At 35.9% G+C, this 18,104-nt stretch carries 16 protein-coding genes; 9 read left to right on the top strand and 7 right to left on the bottom strand.

The features are described 5' to 3' along the window. Positions 1–167 precede the first annotated feature (167 nt). From CJF12_RS01450 to CJF12_RS19810, 9 genes are all read left to right on the top strand, one after another. The gene (locus tag CJF12_RS01450; RefSeq protein WP_034687146.1) at positions 168–1,439 is read left to right on the top strand and encodes a condensation domain-containing protein; all 1,272 of its coding nucleotides are present in this window, start codon (positions 168–170) and stop codon (positions 1,437–1,439) included. Next, positions 1,436–2,695: a condensation domain-containing protein gene (locus CJF12_RS01445; protein ID WP_084675682.1), complete on the top strand. Its 1,260-nt coding sequence runs from the start codon at positions 1,436–1,438 to the stop codon at positions 2,693–2,695. Before CJF12_RS01450 ends, CJF12_RS01445 begins: the two co-directional genes overlap by 4 nt. Then, positions 2,692–3,246: a hypothetical protein gene (locus CJF12_RS01440; RefSeq protein WP_034687151.1), complete on the top strand. Its 555-nt coding sequence runs from the start codon at positions 2,692–2,694 to the stop codon at positions 3,244–3,246. Before CJF12_RS01445 ends, CJF12_RS01440 begins: the two co-directional genes overlap by 4 nt. A 127-nt stretch (positions 3,247–3,373) precedes the next feature. After that, positions 3,374–4,711, top strand: coding sequence for an IS1182 family transposase (locus CJF12_RS01435; RefSeq protein ID WP_095591034.1), 1,338 nt, complete (start codon positions 3,374–3,376; stop codon positions 4,709–4,711). A 501-nt stretch (positions 4,712–5,212) separates the two neighbouring features. After that, entirely contained in the window at positions 5,213–5,767 is a 555-nt protein-coding gene (locus CJF12_RS01430; protein ID WP_034686296.1) for a hypothetical protein, read from the top strand. 82 nt (positions 5,768–5,849) lie between these two features. After that, positions 5,850–6,545: an ABC transporter ATP-binding protein gene (locus CJF12_RS01425; RefSeq protein WP_034686275.1), complete on the top strand. Its 696-nt coding sequence runs from the start codon at positions 5,850–5,852 to the stop codon at positions 6,543–6,545. A 50-nt stretch (positions 6,546–6,595) separates the two neighbouring features. After that, positions 6,596–8,218 (top strand): adenine deaminase, encoded by a 1,623-nt coding sequence (gene ade / locus CJF12_RS01420; protein ID WP_034686295.1) that lies wholly within the window; start codon positions 6,596–6,598, stop codon positions 8,216–8,218. A gap of 115 nt (positions 8,219–8,333) precedes the next feature. Beyond that, entirely contained in the window at positions 8,334–8,774 is a 441-nt protein-coding gene (locus CJF12_RS01415; RefSeq protein ID WP_131329563.1) for a hypothetical protein, read from the top strand. Continuing rightward, entirely contained in the window at positions 8,771–8,914 is a 144-nt protein-coding gene (locus CJF12_RS19810) for a hypothetical protein (RefSeq protein ID WP_157759829.1), read from the top strand. Before CJF12_RS01415 ends, CJF12_RS19810 begins: the two co-directional genes overlap by 4 nt. A 338-nt stretch (positions 8,915–9,252) precedes the next feature. Here the strand turns inward: CJF12_RS19810 and CJF12_RS01410 are convergent, their stop codons facing one another. The 7 genes from CJF12_RS01410 to CJF12_RS01380 all read right to left on the bottom strand — a co-directional run bounded on the left by CJF12_RS01410 (position 9,253) and on the right by CJF12_RS01380 (position 18,001). Then, positions 9,253–10,053: a patatin-like phospholipase family protein gene (locus CJF12_RS01410; RefSeq protein WP_034686274.1), complete on the bottom strand. Its 801-nt coding sequence runs from the start codon at positions 10,051–10,053 to the stop codon at positions 9,253–9,255. 65 nt (positions 10,054–10,118) lie between these two features. Continuing rightward, a complete protein-coding gene (locus CJF12_RS01405) occupies positions 10,119–12,062 on the bottom strand; it encodes a S9 family peptidase (RefSeq protein WP_051887350.1) in 1,944 nt (647 codons plus the stop codon). Between the two features lie 77 nt (positions 12,063–12,139). Further along, positions 12,140–12,736: a hypothetical protein gene (locus CJF12_RS01400; RefSeq protein ID WP_034686273.1), complete on the bottom strand. Its 597-nt coding sequence runs from the start codon at positions 12,734–12,736 to the stop codon at positions 12,140–12,142. Between the two features lie 70 nt (positions 12,737–12,806). Continuing rightward, entirely contained in the window at positions 12,807–14,195 is a 1,389-nt protein-coding gene (gene lpdA / locus CJF12_RS01395) for a dihydrolipoyl dehydrogenase (RefSeq protein ID WP_034686272.1), read from the bottom strand. Positions 14,196–14,496: 301 nt separating this feature from the next. After that, positions 14,497–15,939 carry an alpha-L-fucosidase gene (locus CJF12_RS01390; protein ID WP_034686271.1) on the bottom strand — a complete coding sequence of 481 codons (1,443 nt, stop codon included), beginning with the start codon at positions 15,937–15,939 and terminating at the stop codon, positions 14,497–14,499. 641 nt (positions 15,940–16,580) lie between these two features. Continuing rightward, positions 16,581–17,474, bottom strand: a complete 894-nt coding sequence (locus tag CJF12_RS01385; protein ID WP_034686270.1) for a TIGR01777 family oxidoreductase — start codon at positions 17,472–17,474, stop codon at positions 16,581–16,583. A 77-nt stretch (positions 17,475–17,551) separates the two neighbouring features. Continuing rightward, positions 17,552–18,001 carry an SRPBCC family protein gene (locus CJF12_RS01380; RefSeq protein WP_034686269.1) on the bottom strand — a complete coding sequence of 150 codons (450 nt, stop codon included), beginning with the start codon at positions 17,999–18,001 and terminating at the stop codon, positions 17,552–17,554. Positions 18,002–18,104 lie beyond the last annotated feature (103 nt).

Below are 18,104 nucleotides of genomic sequence, written 5' to 3'. Positions count from 1 at the left end.
TGGCATTCAATTCAGTAAATGATTGGTACCGCCGGATTTCAATATAAAAGGAAAGAAACTATCAAACCGTTTCTTTCCCGCAGATAGCAACAATATGGTGTGGAATTGTTAAGAAAGTTTTGTATAACAAAACATGAAGAATCAAAAACTAATTTCAATATAACCCTATGAAACGAAAATTACTATTTGGAGAACGTATGATATTGGGAGACGGAACGGAGCCTTTTAACGGCGTTATTCCGTTTAGGCTCAAAGGTACCTTCACCCTGGAAGAAATTCAGCGGGCTTTGGCTCAACTTCAGAATAAACATCCCTGGCTAAGGGCACACGTCACCCATGACGAGAAAAATATACCCTGGTTTGAAGTTCCCGAACAGGTGGTTTCTATTCCCATAAGAATAGTGATCCGCAAAGGAGAAGATGATTGGCAGGAAGAATCAAAAAAAGAATGGTATATGCCATTTGATCATCAAAAGTTTCCTTTAATCCGGTTTGTATGGATTAAAGGAGAAGAAGTATCGGACATGTTCTTTGCATTTCACCATTGTCTATGTGATGGAGGTTCTGCAATGACGCTCCTGTATGAGTTTTTACAGGTATTGGATAATCCCGCAGCAGATATTGGTACGGAAAATCCAATCCTGGGAATTCAGGATATTGTTCCTCCAGCTATTCTAAACAGCCGCAGACAACGTTTGAAGGCAAAATTTATAGGACGAGTGGCGTCTACTATTATCAAATATGCTCCTGTGAGCAAAAAAGCTATTGAGAGGCAAAATGACTATCTCATTCACTGGAAATTTGATAAGGAAATGACCCAACAGCTGATTTCCTACTGCAAGTCCAATGGCTTTACAGTGAATACCTTTTTATGTGCAGTAGTTCTTAAGGCATTTAAAAAAATAAGAGGAAAGACAGCTTTAAATAAGGTTTGCTGTCCTGTAGATATCAGACGTCTTACGACACAGATCAAACACGATCATATTTTTGCTTTCGGGCTTATGGTCGAAGTTTCGATTAATGAAAAAATGAATTTTGTTGATAATGTACGCCTAATGCAAAAGACAGTAAAACGCAAAACCGCCAAACTTGATCCCTATATTAAAATGATGGTGATAGAATCATGGCATTATGCTTTGGACAATTTCACGAAAATTTTGAGAAATGGTAAAGCAACCAACGATTGCATGCTTTCCAATTTAGGACTTATCCAGGTTCCTCATGAATATAAGAACTTTGCATTGGATACTGTTTTTAGCCCTTCGGCACTTGGCCCTTTAGGCCAGACTACCGGGTTTGTTGTCTCAACATTCCAGGGAGAAATGGATTTTTCTTTTATCGGAAGTGAAGGGTATTTACCGTATGCAGATGCTCTGGCCATTCGTGATGAAGTCATTGAAACAATCAAATTAAAACTTGAATATTTAGCCGTATCATGATGAAGAGAAAACTAATGATGGTGGAAAGAATCATGTATGTTGATTCTCAAACACCTTTAAACTGTGTGTTTACAGCAAGAATCAACGGAACGCTTTCCGAAGAGAACTTTAAAATTGCTTTAGCAAAAATCCAGCAAAAACATTCTTTGCTAAGAACAACTATTGATGATAAAAGTGAGCCGTATCCTTTTTTTGTAGAAGAAAAAGAGATTAAGCCTATCGAACTTCGTATTGTAGAACGAAAAACGGATGAAGACTGGCTTTTGGAATCTGAAAAGGAGTGGTTTCACCTCTTTAATGAAGAGAAAGAACCACTGGCCCGGATGGTATGGGTCAAGGGTCCGGAAATGTCTGAACTGCTTTGGGTAGTGCCTCATTGTATCGGTGATGGTACAACGGGTGTTACCTTAATCCGCGAATTGCTTTATCTTCTGGATGACCCCTCTCTCGAGTTAGATCCCTATCAGGCATTCAATTCGGTGAATGAGTTTTTCCCTGCGAATTCCAATGGAAACAAAAGGAAATACAAGGCTAACCTTTATTTGATGTTTGCCAGAATCTTTTTCCTGATGCAAAGGAAAAGCAAAAAGAGGAATCTCGGAAAAAATTATGCTATCCACCGAAAGTTAGACTCAAAGACAACGGTACAGGTCACCGAAAAATGTAAAGCCCATGGCATCTCTGTACATGCGCTTCTCTGCACGGCCTTTATGCAGGCATTCCAAGAGATAAAAGGCACTCAGGCCAAAGGTAAAGTCATCAGCCCTGTAGATGTACGCCACTTTATCCCGGAAATCAAACAAGACCATTTATTTGCCTTTGCCCCTACTGTTGAGCTATCGTTAAAAAAAGGGAAACAGGATATGATCGATCATGCAAAACTGATCAAAGAGGAGCTCATCCAAAAGATAGACAAGATGGAAGCACGAGAGCTTTTATGGATGGGAGAACAAATGCATCCGGTTGTTGAACGCATGATTTCCATGCTTAAGTCAACCACCGGAGGACATGATATCACCTTATCTAATATGGGTAAAATTGATATTCCGAAAAATTATAAACATTTTAAGCTGGAAACAATTTTTAGCCCCACTGTAGCATTTCCATGGTTGAACTCCAATACACTGGTTACCAGCACCTACAATCAGGAAATGGATTTTACATTCATGTCCAATGAGTATTTTCTTCCCAAAGAAGAAGCCAGTAAAATCAGAGATAAAGCCCTTGAGCTGTTAACCCAGCCTATACCTGTATGAAATTTGAAATGAAGTCTGCTGAACCAAAGAAAATAAAGAAAACTACCCTTAAACGCTTTTTGATCAAGCGAACGATCTACTATGTCCTTCCGAATGTATTTTTCAATTTTATTATTGCGTATGCCAGCTTTCAGGAGCTGGGCTACACCCATTTTTTTGCAGGAACACAAAATCTGGCACGGCTTACTCTTCCCATGGCTATCTTCCTGCCCGTCATCCTTACCATTGATATTATCAAAAGAGTAACGGTTGCTGCCGAACAGGGCGCTATTGAATTTGTGGTGGATGACCAGCTTAATATAAAAAAGCTGATGACAAGACTGAGTATTCTACATGGGCTTATTACCGGTTTATTGGTGTTATCCATATTGATCCTAGCCCAATTCAGCCTGTCAAAATATTATAAATTAGATGCAACTGCAATGGCCATTCTGGACGGAATTCTTGCAGGAGTACTCTCCGTAATTTTCGTATACCTTCCGGTCAGAAAATTGCGAAAACACCTGTATATCCCTGTAATAGCTATGACTCTAGATCCTAATGGAAATTAGCCTCTTTCTTCAGATAAGCAAAACAGAAATCAATAAAAAAAGAGGCTGTCTCAAAAGAGATAGCCTTTTTTATGCAAAAAGGAAAGCTTTCGCTTTCCTAATAGTTGCAAATTGATTAATTTGCATTGTGTTAAGTACGTCAAAAGTAGTCTTTAAAGATTACACCCCCAAAGAAAATCTGCTTTTTCCTCCCAATTTATCGGAGTTGATTGATGAGCGACATCCTGTGAAAATTGTTTCAAACATTATTGATGGCTTGGATATCAAAAGCTTAATTAAAACCTACAAACCTGGCGGAACATCTTGCTACCACCCGAAAATGCTTTTGAAAGTTTTGATTTATGGCTATTTAAGCAATATCTATTCAAGCCGCAAAATGGAGCAGGCCTTGAAAGAAAACATCCATTTTATGTGGCTCTCTGCAATGAGCCGTCCCGATCATAACACCTTAAACAGGTTCCGTAGTGAACGATTGAAAGGTGAGATTAAAGCTATTTTCACACAAATTGTTCTTCTTTTGGAAAAGGAAGGTTTGGTAAGTCTGAAAACCACTTTTGTAGATGGCACCAAGATAGAAGCCAATGCCAATCGCTATACTTTTGTTTGGGGAAGAGCTGTCAAAAAACACAAAGAAAGGATTGCAGAGCAATTAGAAGAGCTTTGGAACTATGCAGAAACAGTTGCCAAAGACGAGCTTGAAAATACAGAAAGTATTGATTTTAAAGAAGTAGATTCTGAAAAAGTAACTCAAACCATCGAAAAGATCAATGAAGTTTTGAAAGATAAAAAAGTAGCTTCAAAAGTTCGTCAGAAACTGAATTATGCTAAGAAAAACTGGGCAGATAATTTAGAGAAATATAAAAAACAGCAAGAATTATTAGAAGATAGAAATTCCTATTCCAAAACCGATACAGACGCTACTTTTATGCGAATGAAGGAGGATCATATGCGAAACGGACAACTAAAACCCGCTTACAATCTACAAATTTCTACCCATAGACAATTCATTTTACATTATTCAATTCATCCCAACCCAACAGACACCAAAACATTAGCGACTCATTTACTGGGTTTTGAAGAAAGCTATCATAAAGCTCCCAAAGAGCTTGTTGCTGATGCTGGTTATGGCTCAGAAGAAAATTACAACTTGTTAAAATCTAAGAAAATAAAAGCTTATGTTAAATATAATTACTTCAGAAAAGATCAGAAATCGGGACAAATAACCACTTCACAAAACAATCCTAAATTGGCAAAAATCAGAGAAAAGGTTTTCAAACTTCTTAATACCAGCAAGGGCATCAAACTCAGAAAACAAAGATGCCATGATGTTGAACCTGTTTTTGCAGAGCTCAAACACAACAAAAATTTTAAACGATTCATGCTTCGGGGAAAAAATAAAGTCGAGGTAGAAATCGGCATACTCGCAATTGCCCACAATCTAAAGAAAATGTCAAAAGCAGCCTAAAACAGACTGCTTTTTTGACTTATATCTTCTTTTTTCCAAGATATTTTTTTTATTCAAAATATCGAAATCTTTTTTCAATGAAATACTAAAAAGAGACTGTCCTTTTGAGACAGCCTCTTTAATTTAATCGATATATTTCCATAACTTTTTTTAATTAATTAAATTTAATACCATAAATTTGTTTTTTAACACAATAAAAAAATATGAAAAATTTATTTTACCAATTCCTTTCGGGAGATCTCGTCAAGATTATCTACCGATCCCAACTTCCTCTTTTCCAAAATTATACTAAGTCTTCAATTTTCTTGAAAGAAAATCTGATCTGCAATTAAGCATCAACTTCCGGATTACAGAGTCAAATATTCCGCATAGTATAGACTATCTTTCAAAAATAAATATCAAAAAAAAGTGTTACTTTTGCTTTAAGGACGAACTATTTTGCTATTGTTTCAACCTAAAATCTTCATAACACCAGATTATAAAACATTAAAAATCAATCCAATGAGAAAAATAATTTTACTATTTACTTGTATATTCAGTATTTCAGTTTTCTCACAAATAAAAGTGCTGAAAAACGAAAGTTTAGTGGAAATTGGTAAAGATAATTCTGTTGGCTTATATAAAAAAGAAGATAAATTCACAATCAATTATCAGGATCTGAATACCAGTAATCTGAATACTTTCAGGTCTTTTTCGTTCCAGAATCTTAATGGCGATGTATCTGATCTTTATAAATTGATCACAGACGGATTTATATCCCCTCCCGAAGGAAATGTTATCCTGGAACTTCCCAATGATATTATTGAGCTGAATTATGAGAGAAACTATGGTCAGCCTACTGTACAATTTATCCAATATATCAACAAGAACAAGAAATATGTTGGAAAATCTCAGTTCTTAAATAAAAAACAGGTTGACAAGATCTTTGGAAAAACCAACGGGAAATCTACACTGTATGACAAAACCGGAACCATGAACAATATCAGAAGAGAAACTGCAGGTTCTGCTTCTACAACATCTTCTTCTTATAATAAGAACAAGAAATCCAGAAAATAAAAATTATTTTATAAGATAAACTCAACTCATTCATTCGAATGAGTTTTTTATTTTTATTTTTGCAAAAAGATCATTACCTACTATGTCTCTTCAAATAATCAACTTAACCAAGAAATTTGGTGAACAAACTGCTCTTAATGATATTAATATCTCCATTGATAAAAATGAAATTATAGGTCTCTTAGGACCCAACGGAGCAGGAAAATCCACTTTAATGAAATCCATTGTCGGTGCATTAAAAATAGATGAAGGGCAAATTATCTTTAACGATAAGAATATTTCAGAACATGAAATAGAAAGTAAAAAGAACATTGGTTTTCTCCCTGAAAATAATCCTCTATATCTGGAAATGTATGTGAAAGAATATTTACAGTTTGTTGCCAATATTCACCAGATTCCGGAAAGCAGAATTGACGAAGTTATAGAGCTGGTAGGAATTACACCTGAAAAGTCTAAAAAAATAGGACAGCTGTCAAAGGGATACAAGCAAAGAGTCGGACTCGCTCAGGCGATTATTCACCAGCCTGACCTATTGATACTGGATGAGCCTACGAATGGCTTAGATCCCAACCAGATTATCGAAATCAGAAATGTAGTAAAGGAGATCGGCAGAGAAAAAACAGTTTTACTATCTACCCATATCATGCAGGAAGTGGAAGCACTTTGCTCCCGTGTTATCCTTATCCATAAAGGAAACATTCTTCAGGATTGCCCTATTGACGAATTTAAAGGGAAATTTGACAGCCTGGAAGAAGCTTTTGCAAGCCATACCCGCTAATATCCGGGAACGCTGTTCCCCAACCCATCAGATCACAAAACATCATGACATTGACCATCAAATCCAATTTAATAGATATTGTTTCCAGAGAGACTTATCCGGCTGAGATCATCATTAAAGATCATAAGATTATTTCTGTAAAAAGGATCAGCGAATCCCTGAATACCTATATTTTACCCGGGTTTATTGATGCTCATGTCCATATTGAAAGCAGCATGCTGATTCCTTCTGAATTTGCACGTATTGCTGTAAAACACGGAACGGTAGGAACTATTTCAGACCCTCACGAAATAGCTAATGTATTAGGTGTCGCAGGAGTAGATTATATGATTGATAATGCCCGACAGGTTCCTTTTCATTTTTATTTCGGTGCTCCTTCGTGCGTCCCGGCAACCAGCTTTGAGACTGCAGGGGCCGTGATCGATTCCAGTCATATAGATGAGCTGCTAGCAAGGGAAGAAATTCTATATCTGGCAGAGATGATGAATTTCCCCGGAGTTCTGTATAACGATGAGGAAGTCCTGAAAAAGCTTGCATCTGCACAAAAATATCACAAACCTATTGACGGACATGCTCCCGGGTTGATGGGAGAAGAAATGAAAAATTATTTCAATGCCGGTATCACTACTGATCATGAATGTTTTGATTATCAGGAAGCTTTGGAAAAATTACAGCATGGAGTTAAAGTAATCATTCGGGAAGGCAGCGCTGCCAAAAATTTTGATACCCTGATTCCTTTGTTAAAAGACTTCCCTGATCAAATTATGTTTTGCTGTGATGATAAACATCCCGATAACTTGATAGAGTCTCATATTGATGATCATGTAAAACGAGCGCTCGCACTGGGATATGATTTATATGATGTTCTCCGTGCAGCTTCCTACAACGTAATTAAGCATTATAATTTGCCAATTGGGTTACTACAGGAAGGAGATCAGGCTGATTTTATTGAAATTGACAATCTCAAAGGCTTTACGGTTTTAAAAACCTATATTGAGGGTGAACTGGTAGCTGAAAACGGTGAATCATTTATTCAATCGGTTGAGGCTCCTATCGTTAATAATTTCCATTGCAGCTTAAAGCAACCTTCAGATTTTAAAATAAATAGTAAAGGAGATAAAATCCGAGTAATAGAAGTCCTGGACGGACAGTTAATTACCAATGAAATCCATAGTAATGCTTTAATAGTTAATGGCTATGCAGAATCTAATATCGAGGAAGATATATTGAAAATTGCCGTAGTAAACCGCTATGAGGATTCACCGGTTGCTACAGCATTTATTAAAAATATAGGTTTAAAAACCGGTGCTATAGCATCCTGCGTGGCTCATGACTGTCACAATATTGTAGTTGTGGGAACCAATGACGATGATATGTGTAAAGCCGTGAACGCAATTATTAAAGCTAAAGGCGGTATTTCATTAGCAACAGCAACTGAAGAACTCGTTCTTGAATTGCCTATTGCCGGAATTATGACGAACATTCCCGCAGAAGAGGTAGCTGCTTCATATACCAGACTGGATCAATATGCCAAAGAATTGGGAAGCCAGTTAAGAGCTCCGTATATGAGTTTATCATTTATGGCACTTTTGGTTATTCCGGAATTAAAGCTTAGTGACAAAGGTTTGTTTAATGGCCAGGAATTTAAGTTTACCGACGTATTCATCAATTAATTCAGCCAAAATTTTCTACGCAAGGAAAGCTTTTATCAGTCGTGTACAGCTTATTACGATAGTATAAATGGCTCTATATTTGATTCAGGTAACCCAACTTCAAAAACAAATCACCATGATTAAAAAAATTTTAGTGGGTGCATTATCTGTCACTCTATTCTGGTCAGTTAATGCCAATGGATTTAATGAAAATACTACTATACCATTCCATAACAGTACAGATTATTTTCAAAAAATACCAAAGACCGTTATTATCAAAACGAAAAAATTTAAAATAAGAATCGATCTGCAACCCAACGGCAAGTATCTCTATCAGGCTTGGGGAGCCAATTCAAAAATTACTTCAAAGCCCAATATGATCATCAGCGACGGAGAACTGATTCCTGATGGAACGGGTGGTAATTATTACTACGCATTCACCAATAAAGGTTACACTTATCAGGTTTGGAGAAACTACCTTACCGATTCAGCCAATAAAGCACCTTATACCCTTGTTGTAAGTGATGAAAAGGGAAATACAGTGGTAGAACAGGACGGACAGATTGTGAAGAGGTGAAGGTTATAGAGATGGGAGCTGGAGGCTGGATGATGGATGATGGTATTGGGATATCCCGTTTCTTGCTGTCCGAAAAAATAACCCATAGAATCCATTACGCTTCAACGCATTATTTGTCATTGACTTCGTCGAACTTTTAGTTTCTAAAAGAATCCAACCGGTTGAATGGTTTCATCTCTGAAGCTTTTATAATGCTTGTCTCAAACTTATGGGATAAGTAAAAGTTCGCATTTTTCTGGACAAAGCAGCTCATTAAGTCTCTACGCAGTATTTGTCATTGACTTCGTCGAACTTTTAGTTTCTGAAAGAATCTAAACAGTTGAAAGGTCTATCTCTGAAATATTTATAGTGCTTGTTGAGATCCCTACGGGATGACAAAGTGGGTGGATAATTTTTGCGTAAAATAAAAACTAACATCGCTTATTAAAAACCGACACCAAATAAAAAGCTCTCACTTGTTACAGTGAGAGCTTTTTGTTTATGTACCTAATTGTTTAATCTCTTTATAAAAGCTACTTTCGGAAAAACTTTCTTTTGCAGCCTTGTATCCGATGTTGAAAATCTCTTCCAACCGATCCTTTTTTCTTTCAAAAGTTCCATAGCTGGATAAACTCTGTGAAGAAATAAACCAATCACAATGCTCGAATTTTACTTTTTCAACCCTGTAAGAAAGAAGGTCATAAGAACGTGAGACAATGGCTTTAATTGTTTTTAAATCTTTAATGTCAATATCATGGGGTGGAGAGACAAAAATCCCGATTAGCTTATCACATTCATCCCTTATGACATCTGCAGGAAAATTGTTCAGTACTCCTCCATCACAATACATTTCTTCTCCTAGAATATAAGGCGTTGTAACCCCGGGAATAGAACATGATGCAATGATGGCATCTACCACTTTGAAATTTTCATCAAATATTTTTTCCGTCCCGGAAACAAGCTCAGTCGCCACTATCTTCACTTCTTTATCCAGATCCTTTAATTTCATATCCTGAAAAATTGGCTTCAGATAATTCCTGAAAATTACGGATGAAACCAGTCCCGGCTGATTGAATGTAAAATGTTTCCAATTGAAAAAATAAACAGAGTTAAAGAACTCAAGAATTTCTTCCGGTGTCTTCCCTACCGCATATAAGCAGCCTACGATGGAACCTGCACTACAGCATGATAGGACATCAACATCTATATTGTTTTCAATCAAGAATTTTAAAACTCCTGCATGGGCAATACCTTTGGTACCACCTCCTGATAAAACAAGCCCTACTTTCTCAAAATTCATAGAATAAAATTAAGAAAACAGGGCGAGAAAATGCGATTAATTTTATTAAATATCAATATTTTAAATTATTTTAATAAATACTCCTGCATAAACCTTATCGTGGCCAAACGCTGGAAATCTATATTTTCTTTTTTACGGAAACCATGACCTTCGTTTTTAGCCTCCAGATACCATACCGTTTTCCCTTGTGCTTTCAATTTATCTTTCATTTGTACAGCTTCTGTTACAGGAACCCGTGGATCATTAGCCCCCTGAATGATAAACATCGGTTTTTTAATTTTATCAATATTATTTAAAGGCGCTATTTTAGTGAAGAATTCGGCCATTTTCAGAATTCTTTCATCACCGTACTCTACCCTTCTCAAGTCTCTTCGATATTCTTCTGTATTTTTCAGGAATGTATTAAAGTCTGAAATTCCTACAATATCAACAGAACATCTGATTTTATCAGCATATTCATAAGCAGTAGCCAGTGTCATAAATCCACCGTAGCTTCCTCCCATAATCATAATCCTGTCTTTATCGAGCTCAGGCTGCTTAGCGATCCAATCCAGCAATGCTCCAATATCTTTAACGGAATTCATTCTTAACTCCCAATTGTCCGCAGCAATAAACGTTTTACCGAATCCTGATGACCCTCTTACATTGGGGGAGATCATGGCCACACCCATTTCATTAGTATAGTAATTTCCTGATCCTAGTGATGAAGCCATTGACTGGCCTTCCGGCCCACCGTGAATAGATATGATAACCGGTCTTTTCCCTGTAAACTTTGATGAAGCTGGATAATAGAACCCTGTAATTTTCATTCCATCAAAACTCTTCCAGTCAATTAATTTCGGAACTGACATATCAGAAGGCTGCATTTCTCCCTGCTCGCTTTCTGTCCAACGCTCAACATTTTGAGATGCGAGGTTCAATTTGTAAATATCCGATCCTGAATTTGCCTTAGATTGAGCAAAGTAGATAGATTGTCCATCTTTGGAGAACTTGACACCTCCCATCAGTCCAGACGAAATTTTATTGACGGGGGTAAATGCATTGGTCTTTGTTTCCAGTATATATATTTTGTTGATCCCACTTTCATTGGTAACAAAAACTATTTTGGATTTATCTTTCGAAACTTCATAATCTTCAACATTCCATGGAATTGAAGTGGTTAGGTAATTCGTCTTTTTTGTTTTGGTATTAAGTACAGCCAGACGGTTAAATTCATTATTACGATCTGTTACATACCATATCTCATCGGGATTCTTTCCGAAAGTAGCGCCGGATTGTACCACTCCTTTTTCTTTTCTATCCGTTAAAGGCTCTAATTTTTTAGTTTCAAGATCGTAAATATACAGGTAAGAATCGTTGGCAGAAACATATTCCCCTATCAGGAGTTTTTTACCATCGTCGGAAATATCATTAATTCCCCAACCGCCTCCTTTCACTTCTAAAATCAGCTGTGCCTCTTCCGGTTTCATGGGGTTCATATAATAAATATCGCGGTCTCCCCCATTTCTCTTGGTAGAGCTGAAGTAGAATCCTGATCCATCTTTTTTCCATTTAATTCCACCGTTCTGAGATCTTCCACCGTCAGTAAGAAGTTTGGATTCCAGGGTTTTCAAATCTAATTTAAAAAGCTGTCCAAACTCATTTCCACCTATATCTTTTGAATAAATTAAGTATTCTCCTTTTACCGGTTCATAGCTGGCCGTATTCACAGGCTCATCAAAAAAAGTAATTTGCCTTCTGCTTCCCATAGGAGCTAAAATTTTATGAAGCTGATTAGTAGATGCAAAACGTGTCGTCGCAATAATTTCCTGACCGTTAGGATGAATGTCTGCTAATCCTGCATTTCGGCTCTCAGAATACTTTTTTATCGTCTGATTCAAGCTTTTCGGAATTGGTAAAATATTTTCCGAAACCAGATTTTCATTAGGACTAACAAATTCGCTTTTTTCCTGTGCTGATAGAAAAATTCCAGCCAAAGAAAGAGCAACTACAATATATTTGTTTTTCATATTATAAATTTTGCTGAAATTAATAAAATTCCATAAAAAAACCACAGATTTTGTCTGTGGTTATCGTATTTTTTCAACTAAGGCTTGTCAATCTTGGCATCATACAATCGAAATACCTCAACATATTCTTCATCAGTCTTTGCTGCTTTTAGTTTAGCTTCCAAATCCAGATCATCTTTGAGCATTTTTTTGAACTTCCCTTTGAAATCATAAAAAAAACCTGAATACAATAAATTTTTATCCTTATCCGTAATATATCCCCGAATCTCAAGTTGGGTTCCAAGAACCGGATTACGGTATCCCTTATACCAGTTTATATGTTTTCCTTCATACATAATTTCAATTAACCCCTCATCCTTAGGCAATTTTTCCGTAGACGCAAAGTATTCATGCTTGATGTTATTTTCATCAGTAATTTTAATATATTTTACATCATTCGGCTGTACCCAGGTTTCCTCACCATTTCCACTTCTCATTTTCATTTTAAACATAATGGTGGCAAAATAGTATTTTTTGTTTGTGAAGTAGCCTGTGTTTCTTATTTTTCCTTTGATAGTATCATTAGAATTTTTTAAAATATATTCTACCGGAAAAAATCGTTTATCTTCTTTTTCCTGCGAAAAATAAAGACCTATTGAGAATAAAGAAAATAGTATAATGAATCTTGTTTTCATAATGAATTGGTCTAAAAAAGCCCAGATATAATCCAGGCTTTTTAATATTTAGTAATATTTGTTGTATAAATTAAATGTGGATCACCTCCCCATAAGCGGCAGCTGCTGCTTCCATAATAGCTTCAGAAACTGTAGGGTGCGGGTGAATTGATTTAATGATCTCATGACCTGTAGTTTCCAGTTTTCTGGCTACAACAGCTTCAGCAACCATATCTGTTACTCCTTCACCAATCATATGACATCCTAACCACTCTCCATATTTAGCATCGAAAATAACCTTGATGAAACCATCTGTATTACCGTTTGCAGTAGCTTTACCACTTGCTGAAAGTGGGAATTTACCTACTTTGATTTCGTATCCTTTTTCTTTTGCTTGTTTTTCTGTAAGACCTACTGAAGCAACTTCAGGGTGACAGTATGTACATCCAGGGATATTACCATAGTCGATTTTCTCAACATGTAATCCTTTGATTTTTTCTACACAAGTAATTCCTTCAGCTGAAGCTACGTGAGCCAAAGCCTGAGTCGGGATAAGATCTCCAATCGCATAGTAACCCGGTACTGAAGTTTCATACCATTCGTTTACTAAAACTCTTCCTTTATCCGTTTGGATTCCTACTTCTTCTAAACCAATGTTTTCGATATTCGCAGCGATACCTACTGCTGAAAGTAAAATATCAGCTTCCAAAGTAATAGTATCATTCGCTGTTTTCACAGTAGCCTTTACTCCTTCTCCACTAGTATCAACGCTTTCTACAGAAGCATTGGTCATAATTTCGATCCCTGATTTCTTAAGAGACTTTTCAAGGTGCTTAGAAATTTCTTCATCCTCTACAGGAACAATATTCGGCATAAATTCAACAACAGTTACTTTTGTTCCCATTGTATTATAGAAATCTGCAAACTCTACCCCGATGGCACCAGAACCTACTACAATCATAGATTTCGGCTGCTCAGGAAGAGATAATGCCTGTCTGTATCCGATCACCTTTTTACCATCCTGAGGTAAATTAGGCAATTCTCTTGAACGTGCTCCTGTTGCGATGATAATATGATTTCCTGAATACTCAGTTGTTTTACCATCTTTATCTGTAACAGAAACTTTTTTATCTTTTAAAACTTTTGCCGTCCCAAGAATAACATCAATTTTATTCTTCTTCATCAGGAATTCAATTCCTTTGCTCATTTTGTTAGCAACTCCGCGGCTTCTCTGAATTACGTTTGGAAACTCGAAACTTGCTTCTACTTTATTCAAACCATAATCTTCAGCATGGTTGATATAATTAAAAACCTGAGCAGATTTCAATAAAGCTTTAGTTGGAATACATCCCCAGTTAAGGCAAATTCCTCCTAAGTTTTCTTTTTCGATAATTGCAGTTTTGAAACCCAATTGCGCTGCTCTAATTGCTGTAACATATCCACCAGGACCACTCCCGATGACAATAATATCGTAATTCATTAGCTTAAATTTTTTATGCGAATTTAAGGAAAAAATATGGGATGTTCCACGTTTCGCCAAATTCATCTGACAATGTATTATTAAAGCTAAATTCAATTAATTTTAAACAAAAAAAGACTCCATTACAAGCATTTTCTTTCAATAAAATCTGCTTTAAATTAAAAATCCTTTAAAACCAGATCACTTCATAAGCTTAAGAAATCCACATTATTTTAGTTTTTTTGTCATTGTTTTTGAATTTGGACCTTCCCTTCAAAATCTTAGGATTGAATCATTTAAAGCTTATTTTTAACCGATAACGTTACTGTTTCAATTGTATTACGGTAGAATATTTTAGCCTGCTTCGTTCCTGCGGAAGCTGTACATGCATCGTATTTCCTGTTTTCTTCCATTGAACCTTAGACGAAATTCCTAAAACCTTTACCGATGAAGGTTTAAAGTTGTCAGGAATTGTAAAACTAAGATCTGATGGTGAAGAATAATTCGCTTTTTCCTGAATATGAAAAATATTGATTGTTCTGCCATCTTTGCTTCCGGTATAATAAAAGTCCCCCTCATGATAAGGAGTTATACTCCTTGTTGCAAAAACTGCAGATCCATTTTTGTCCATCCATTCCGAAATTTCTTTTAGCCTTTCATAGACCACCGGATCATAATCCCCATTAGGTCCTGGAGCAATATTCATCAGGTAATTTCCTCCTCGTGAAATAATTTTTATTAAGGTCTCTATAATTTTTTGAGAGGATTTGTAATGGTCATTAGGTACATAGGAAAAAGAATCTCCTATAGTAATACAACTTTCCCATGGAATAGAAAGGGGATGTTCCGGGACAGCCTGTTCAGGCGTTACATAATTTTCCCATTTTCCGGGAACTGTTCTATCGACAATGATAATGCCCGGTTGGTTTTTACGGGCCATCATTCCAATCTTATCCATATCGATATCTTGTTCCGTTTTAATTGTTTTCTGCCATTCAACACTCGGATCTATCGTTCGAAAAGGACGTACCCATCCGCCATCAAGCCAGAGAATGTCTATTTTACCATATTGAGAAGTAATTTCATTAAGCTGATTGAATGTGAATTTTTTAAAGCGTTCCCATCTCTCCGGATATTTTTTGGGATCATAGTTGACATTTCTGTCTTTGGGCGGAAAGTAAGTCCACCAATAATCATCAGAATGCCAATCCGGTTTTGAAAAATAAGCCCCTATTTTAAACCCTTCTTTTCTAAATGTATTGAAAACTTCCTTTGTAATATTTGCTTTCGGATTTGTAGAAAAAGGAGTCTTCGATGATGTAATTTTATAATCTGACTCTCCGGTATCAAACATTGCAAAGCCATCATGATGCTTGGTCGTAAAAACCACGTATTTCATCCCTGCTTTTTTAGCTGCATCAGCCCACTTTTGAGGGTTAAACTCAGTAGGATTGAATGTAGTCTGAAGGTTTTCATAATTCTTCACATACTCACCATATGATTTTCCATGCTCAGGTTTACGCTGTGTCCAGGATTCATCCTCAGGACATAAGCTCCAGCTTTCCACGATACCCCACTGGCTGTACGTCCCCCAATGCATAAAAAGTCCGAATTTCAAATCCTGCCACTCTTCAAGATTCTGTACTACTAAAGGATCAGTAGGCTTTTCATATCCTTTTGATACTTGATGAGCCTGTGAAAAAGAAGCCGCAGAAAGACAAATTGAAGCAAGAAAAAATACTTTGGTTTTTCGTGAAGTCAGCATAAAAATACTTTTTGCTAATGTAATAGTTTGAAATTAAATTTTTAATATTTTAAATAGGCTCAATCTGTGAACAAAAAAATAGCATAAATATCTGTGCTAATCTGAGGAATCTGGGGTGAAAAAATTAAACCACAAAAGACACAAAAGTTTTTAAACACTTTAGTTATTTAAGTTCAATTCATACTGTATAACAAGTATACATAAGCTTCTTAAAAATCAAAGATTTTTATAAGATTTGCGAAATCAGCGCAATCTGCGAGAAAAAAATAAGCATCCACATCTGTGAAAATCTGTGTAATCCGTGGGAAAATTAAACCACAAAAGACACAAAAGTTTTTAAACACTTTAGTTATTTAAGTTCAATTCATACTGTATAACAAGTACACATAAGCTTCTTAAAAATCAAAGATTTTTATAAGATCTGCGAAATCAGCGCAATCTGCGAGAAAAAAATAAGCATCCACATCTGTGAAAATCTGTGTAATCCGTGGGAAAATTAAACCATTACTAAAATACTAAGAGATTTCTCCTTCGTCGAAATGACAAACATAGGCTGAATTAGCAGTTTTGCAAATCAGCGATTTTGCGATTTTACCTTCATTGTCAATTCTATCGGGAACTTTCAAAAAAAATTAAACCTTTCAAAGCAAATTCTGAAATGCAATATCAATATCCGGATATGAGAAATCAAAACCTTCTTCCATTAATTTTCCAGGATAAACATTCCGGCTTTTCAATAATAGCTCAGTCTCTGTCCTTAGGAAAATAGAGGCAATTTCCAGCTGCCAGACCTGTGCTTCCATTCCAAAAGGAACTTTCAAACTCTTCCTTAATTTTTTCATTAATTCCTCATTAGATAGAGGGTTCGGGGCTGTTACGTTTATAGCTCCGGAAATATTTTCATTTTCAATAATCCATTCAACGGCACGACAGAAATCATGAATGTGGATCCAGCTTACCTTCTGATCTCCTTTCCCCTGCTTTCCACCTAATCCTAATTTTGTCACCTGATAAAGCTTAGGAAAAGCACCTCCGTTTTTGCCAAGAACAATTGATGTCCGCAATGCTACTTTTCTTATCTGTTCATTGTTAACTTTGAAAAATTCTTTTTCCCAGCTTTTACAGATATTCATTGAAAAATCATCTCCTATAATTCCGTTTTCTTCTGTATTCAAATGTTTTTCAGAATGAACATAAATAGTCGCTGAGCTTGCATTCAGCCAAACCTTAGGAGCGTTCACCAGCCCATCTATTGCTTTCTGGAGAATTTTTGTGCTATCAATTTTTGAGGAAAATATCTCCTGTTTATTTTTATCATGATACCTGCAGTCTACAGATTTTCCAGTAAGATTGATGATAACATCTGAACCCTCAAGATGATTTTTCCATTCACCTAATGTTTGGGCATCCCAATATATTTCATTTTTACGTTTTGGATTTCGGGTTAAAATATAGACCTGATCTCCTTTTTTTTCGAAGTAGCTTTCTAAGTTTTCACCTAGAAATCCGGTACCGCCGGCAATAATTATTTTCATAGTTTAGGGTTTAGGGTTTAGGGTTTAGGGTTTAGGGTTTAGGAAAAATACTGATATTAGCTTACTTATTGAAAAATTCATAATTCAGCTATTTTTTTGATGATTGCATTTCTTTCCAATAAGAAATCTTTAAGATAATTTTTAAGGAAAACTTTATTGAAAAGTTTTCCTATAATTCCCAATGGAGATTCAAATTCGAGGATATCAATCATGACCGTGTTTTTTCCTTTCTCCTCAAAAATGTGCTGGTGTCCAAAGAATTTAAAAGTTCCTTTCAACATCACATCTGTGAATTGATAAGGTTTTTCCATGCTAACAATCTTTGAAGTATGGGTTTGATAAACTCCTAAATGTTGGGCTCGCCAGGTTACCGTTTCATTCAATTCAATGAGTCCGTGTGTACGTCCTTCAATAGCTTTTTCATTAGTTTTAGATGTTGATTTCTGATGTAGATCAATATCTCTTGCCAGATCAAAAACTGTATGAATATCTGCCTCAATAATAGTTTCTAAATAAATTCTAGACATTTTTAATTTTTTAAATATGTGTTTATACTAATGTCTGAACAACTCTTTATCAATCCGAATAATTATTCTTATGTTCAAAGGTTTAAAAAGTCTCCCCTTGTTC

It is taken from the genome of Chryseobacterium piperi (genome assembly GCF_002285635.2).
GTDB lineage: Bacteria > Bacteroidota > Bacteroidia > Flavobacteriales > Weeksellaceae > Chryseobacterium > Chryseobacterium piperi.
The sequence above is the reverse complement of the archived record's forward strand: the minus strand, read 5'-3'. Positions and strand labels throughout refer to the sequence as shown.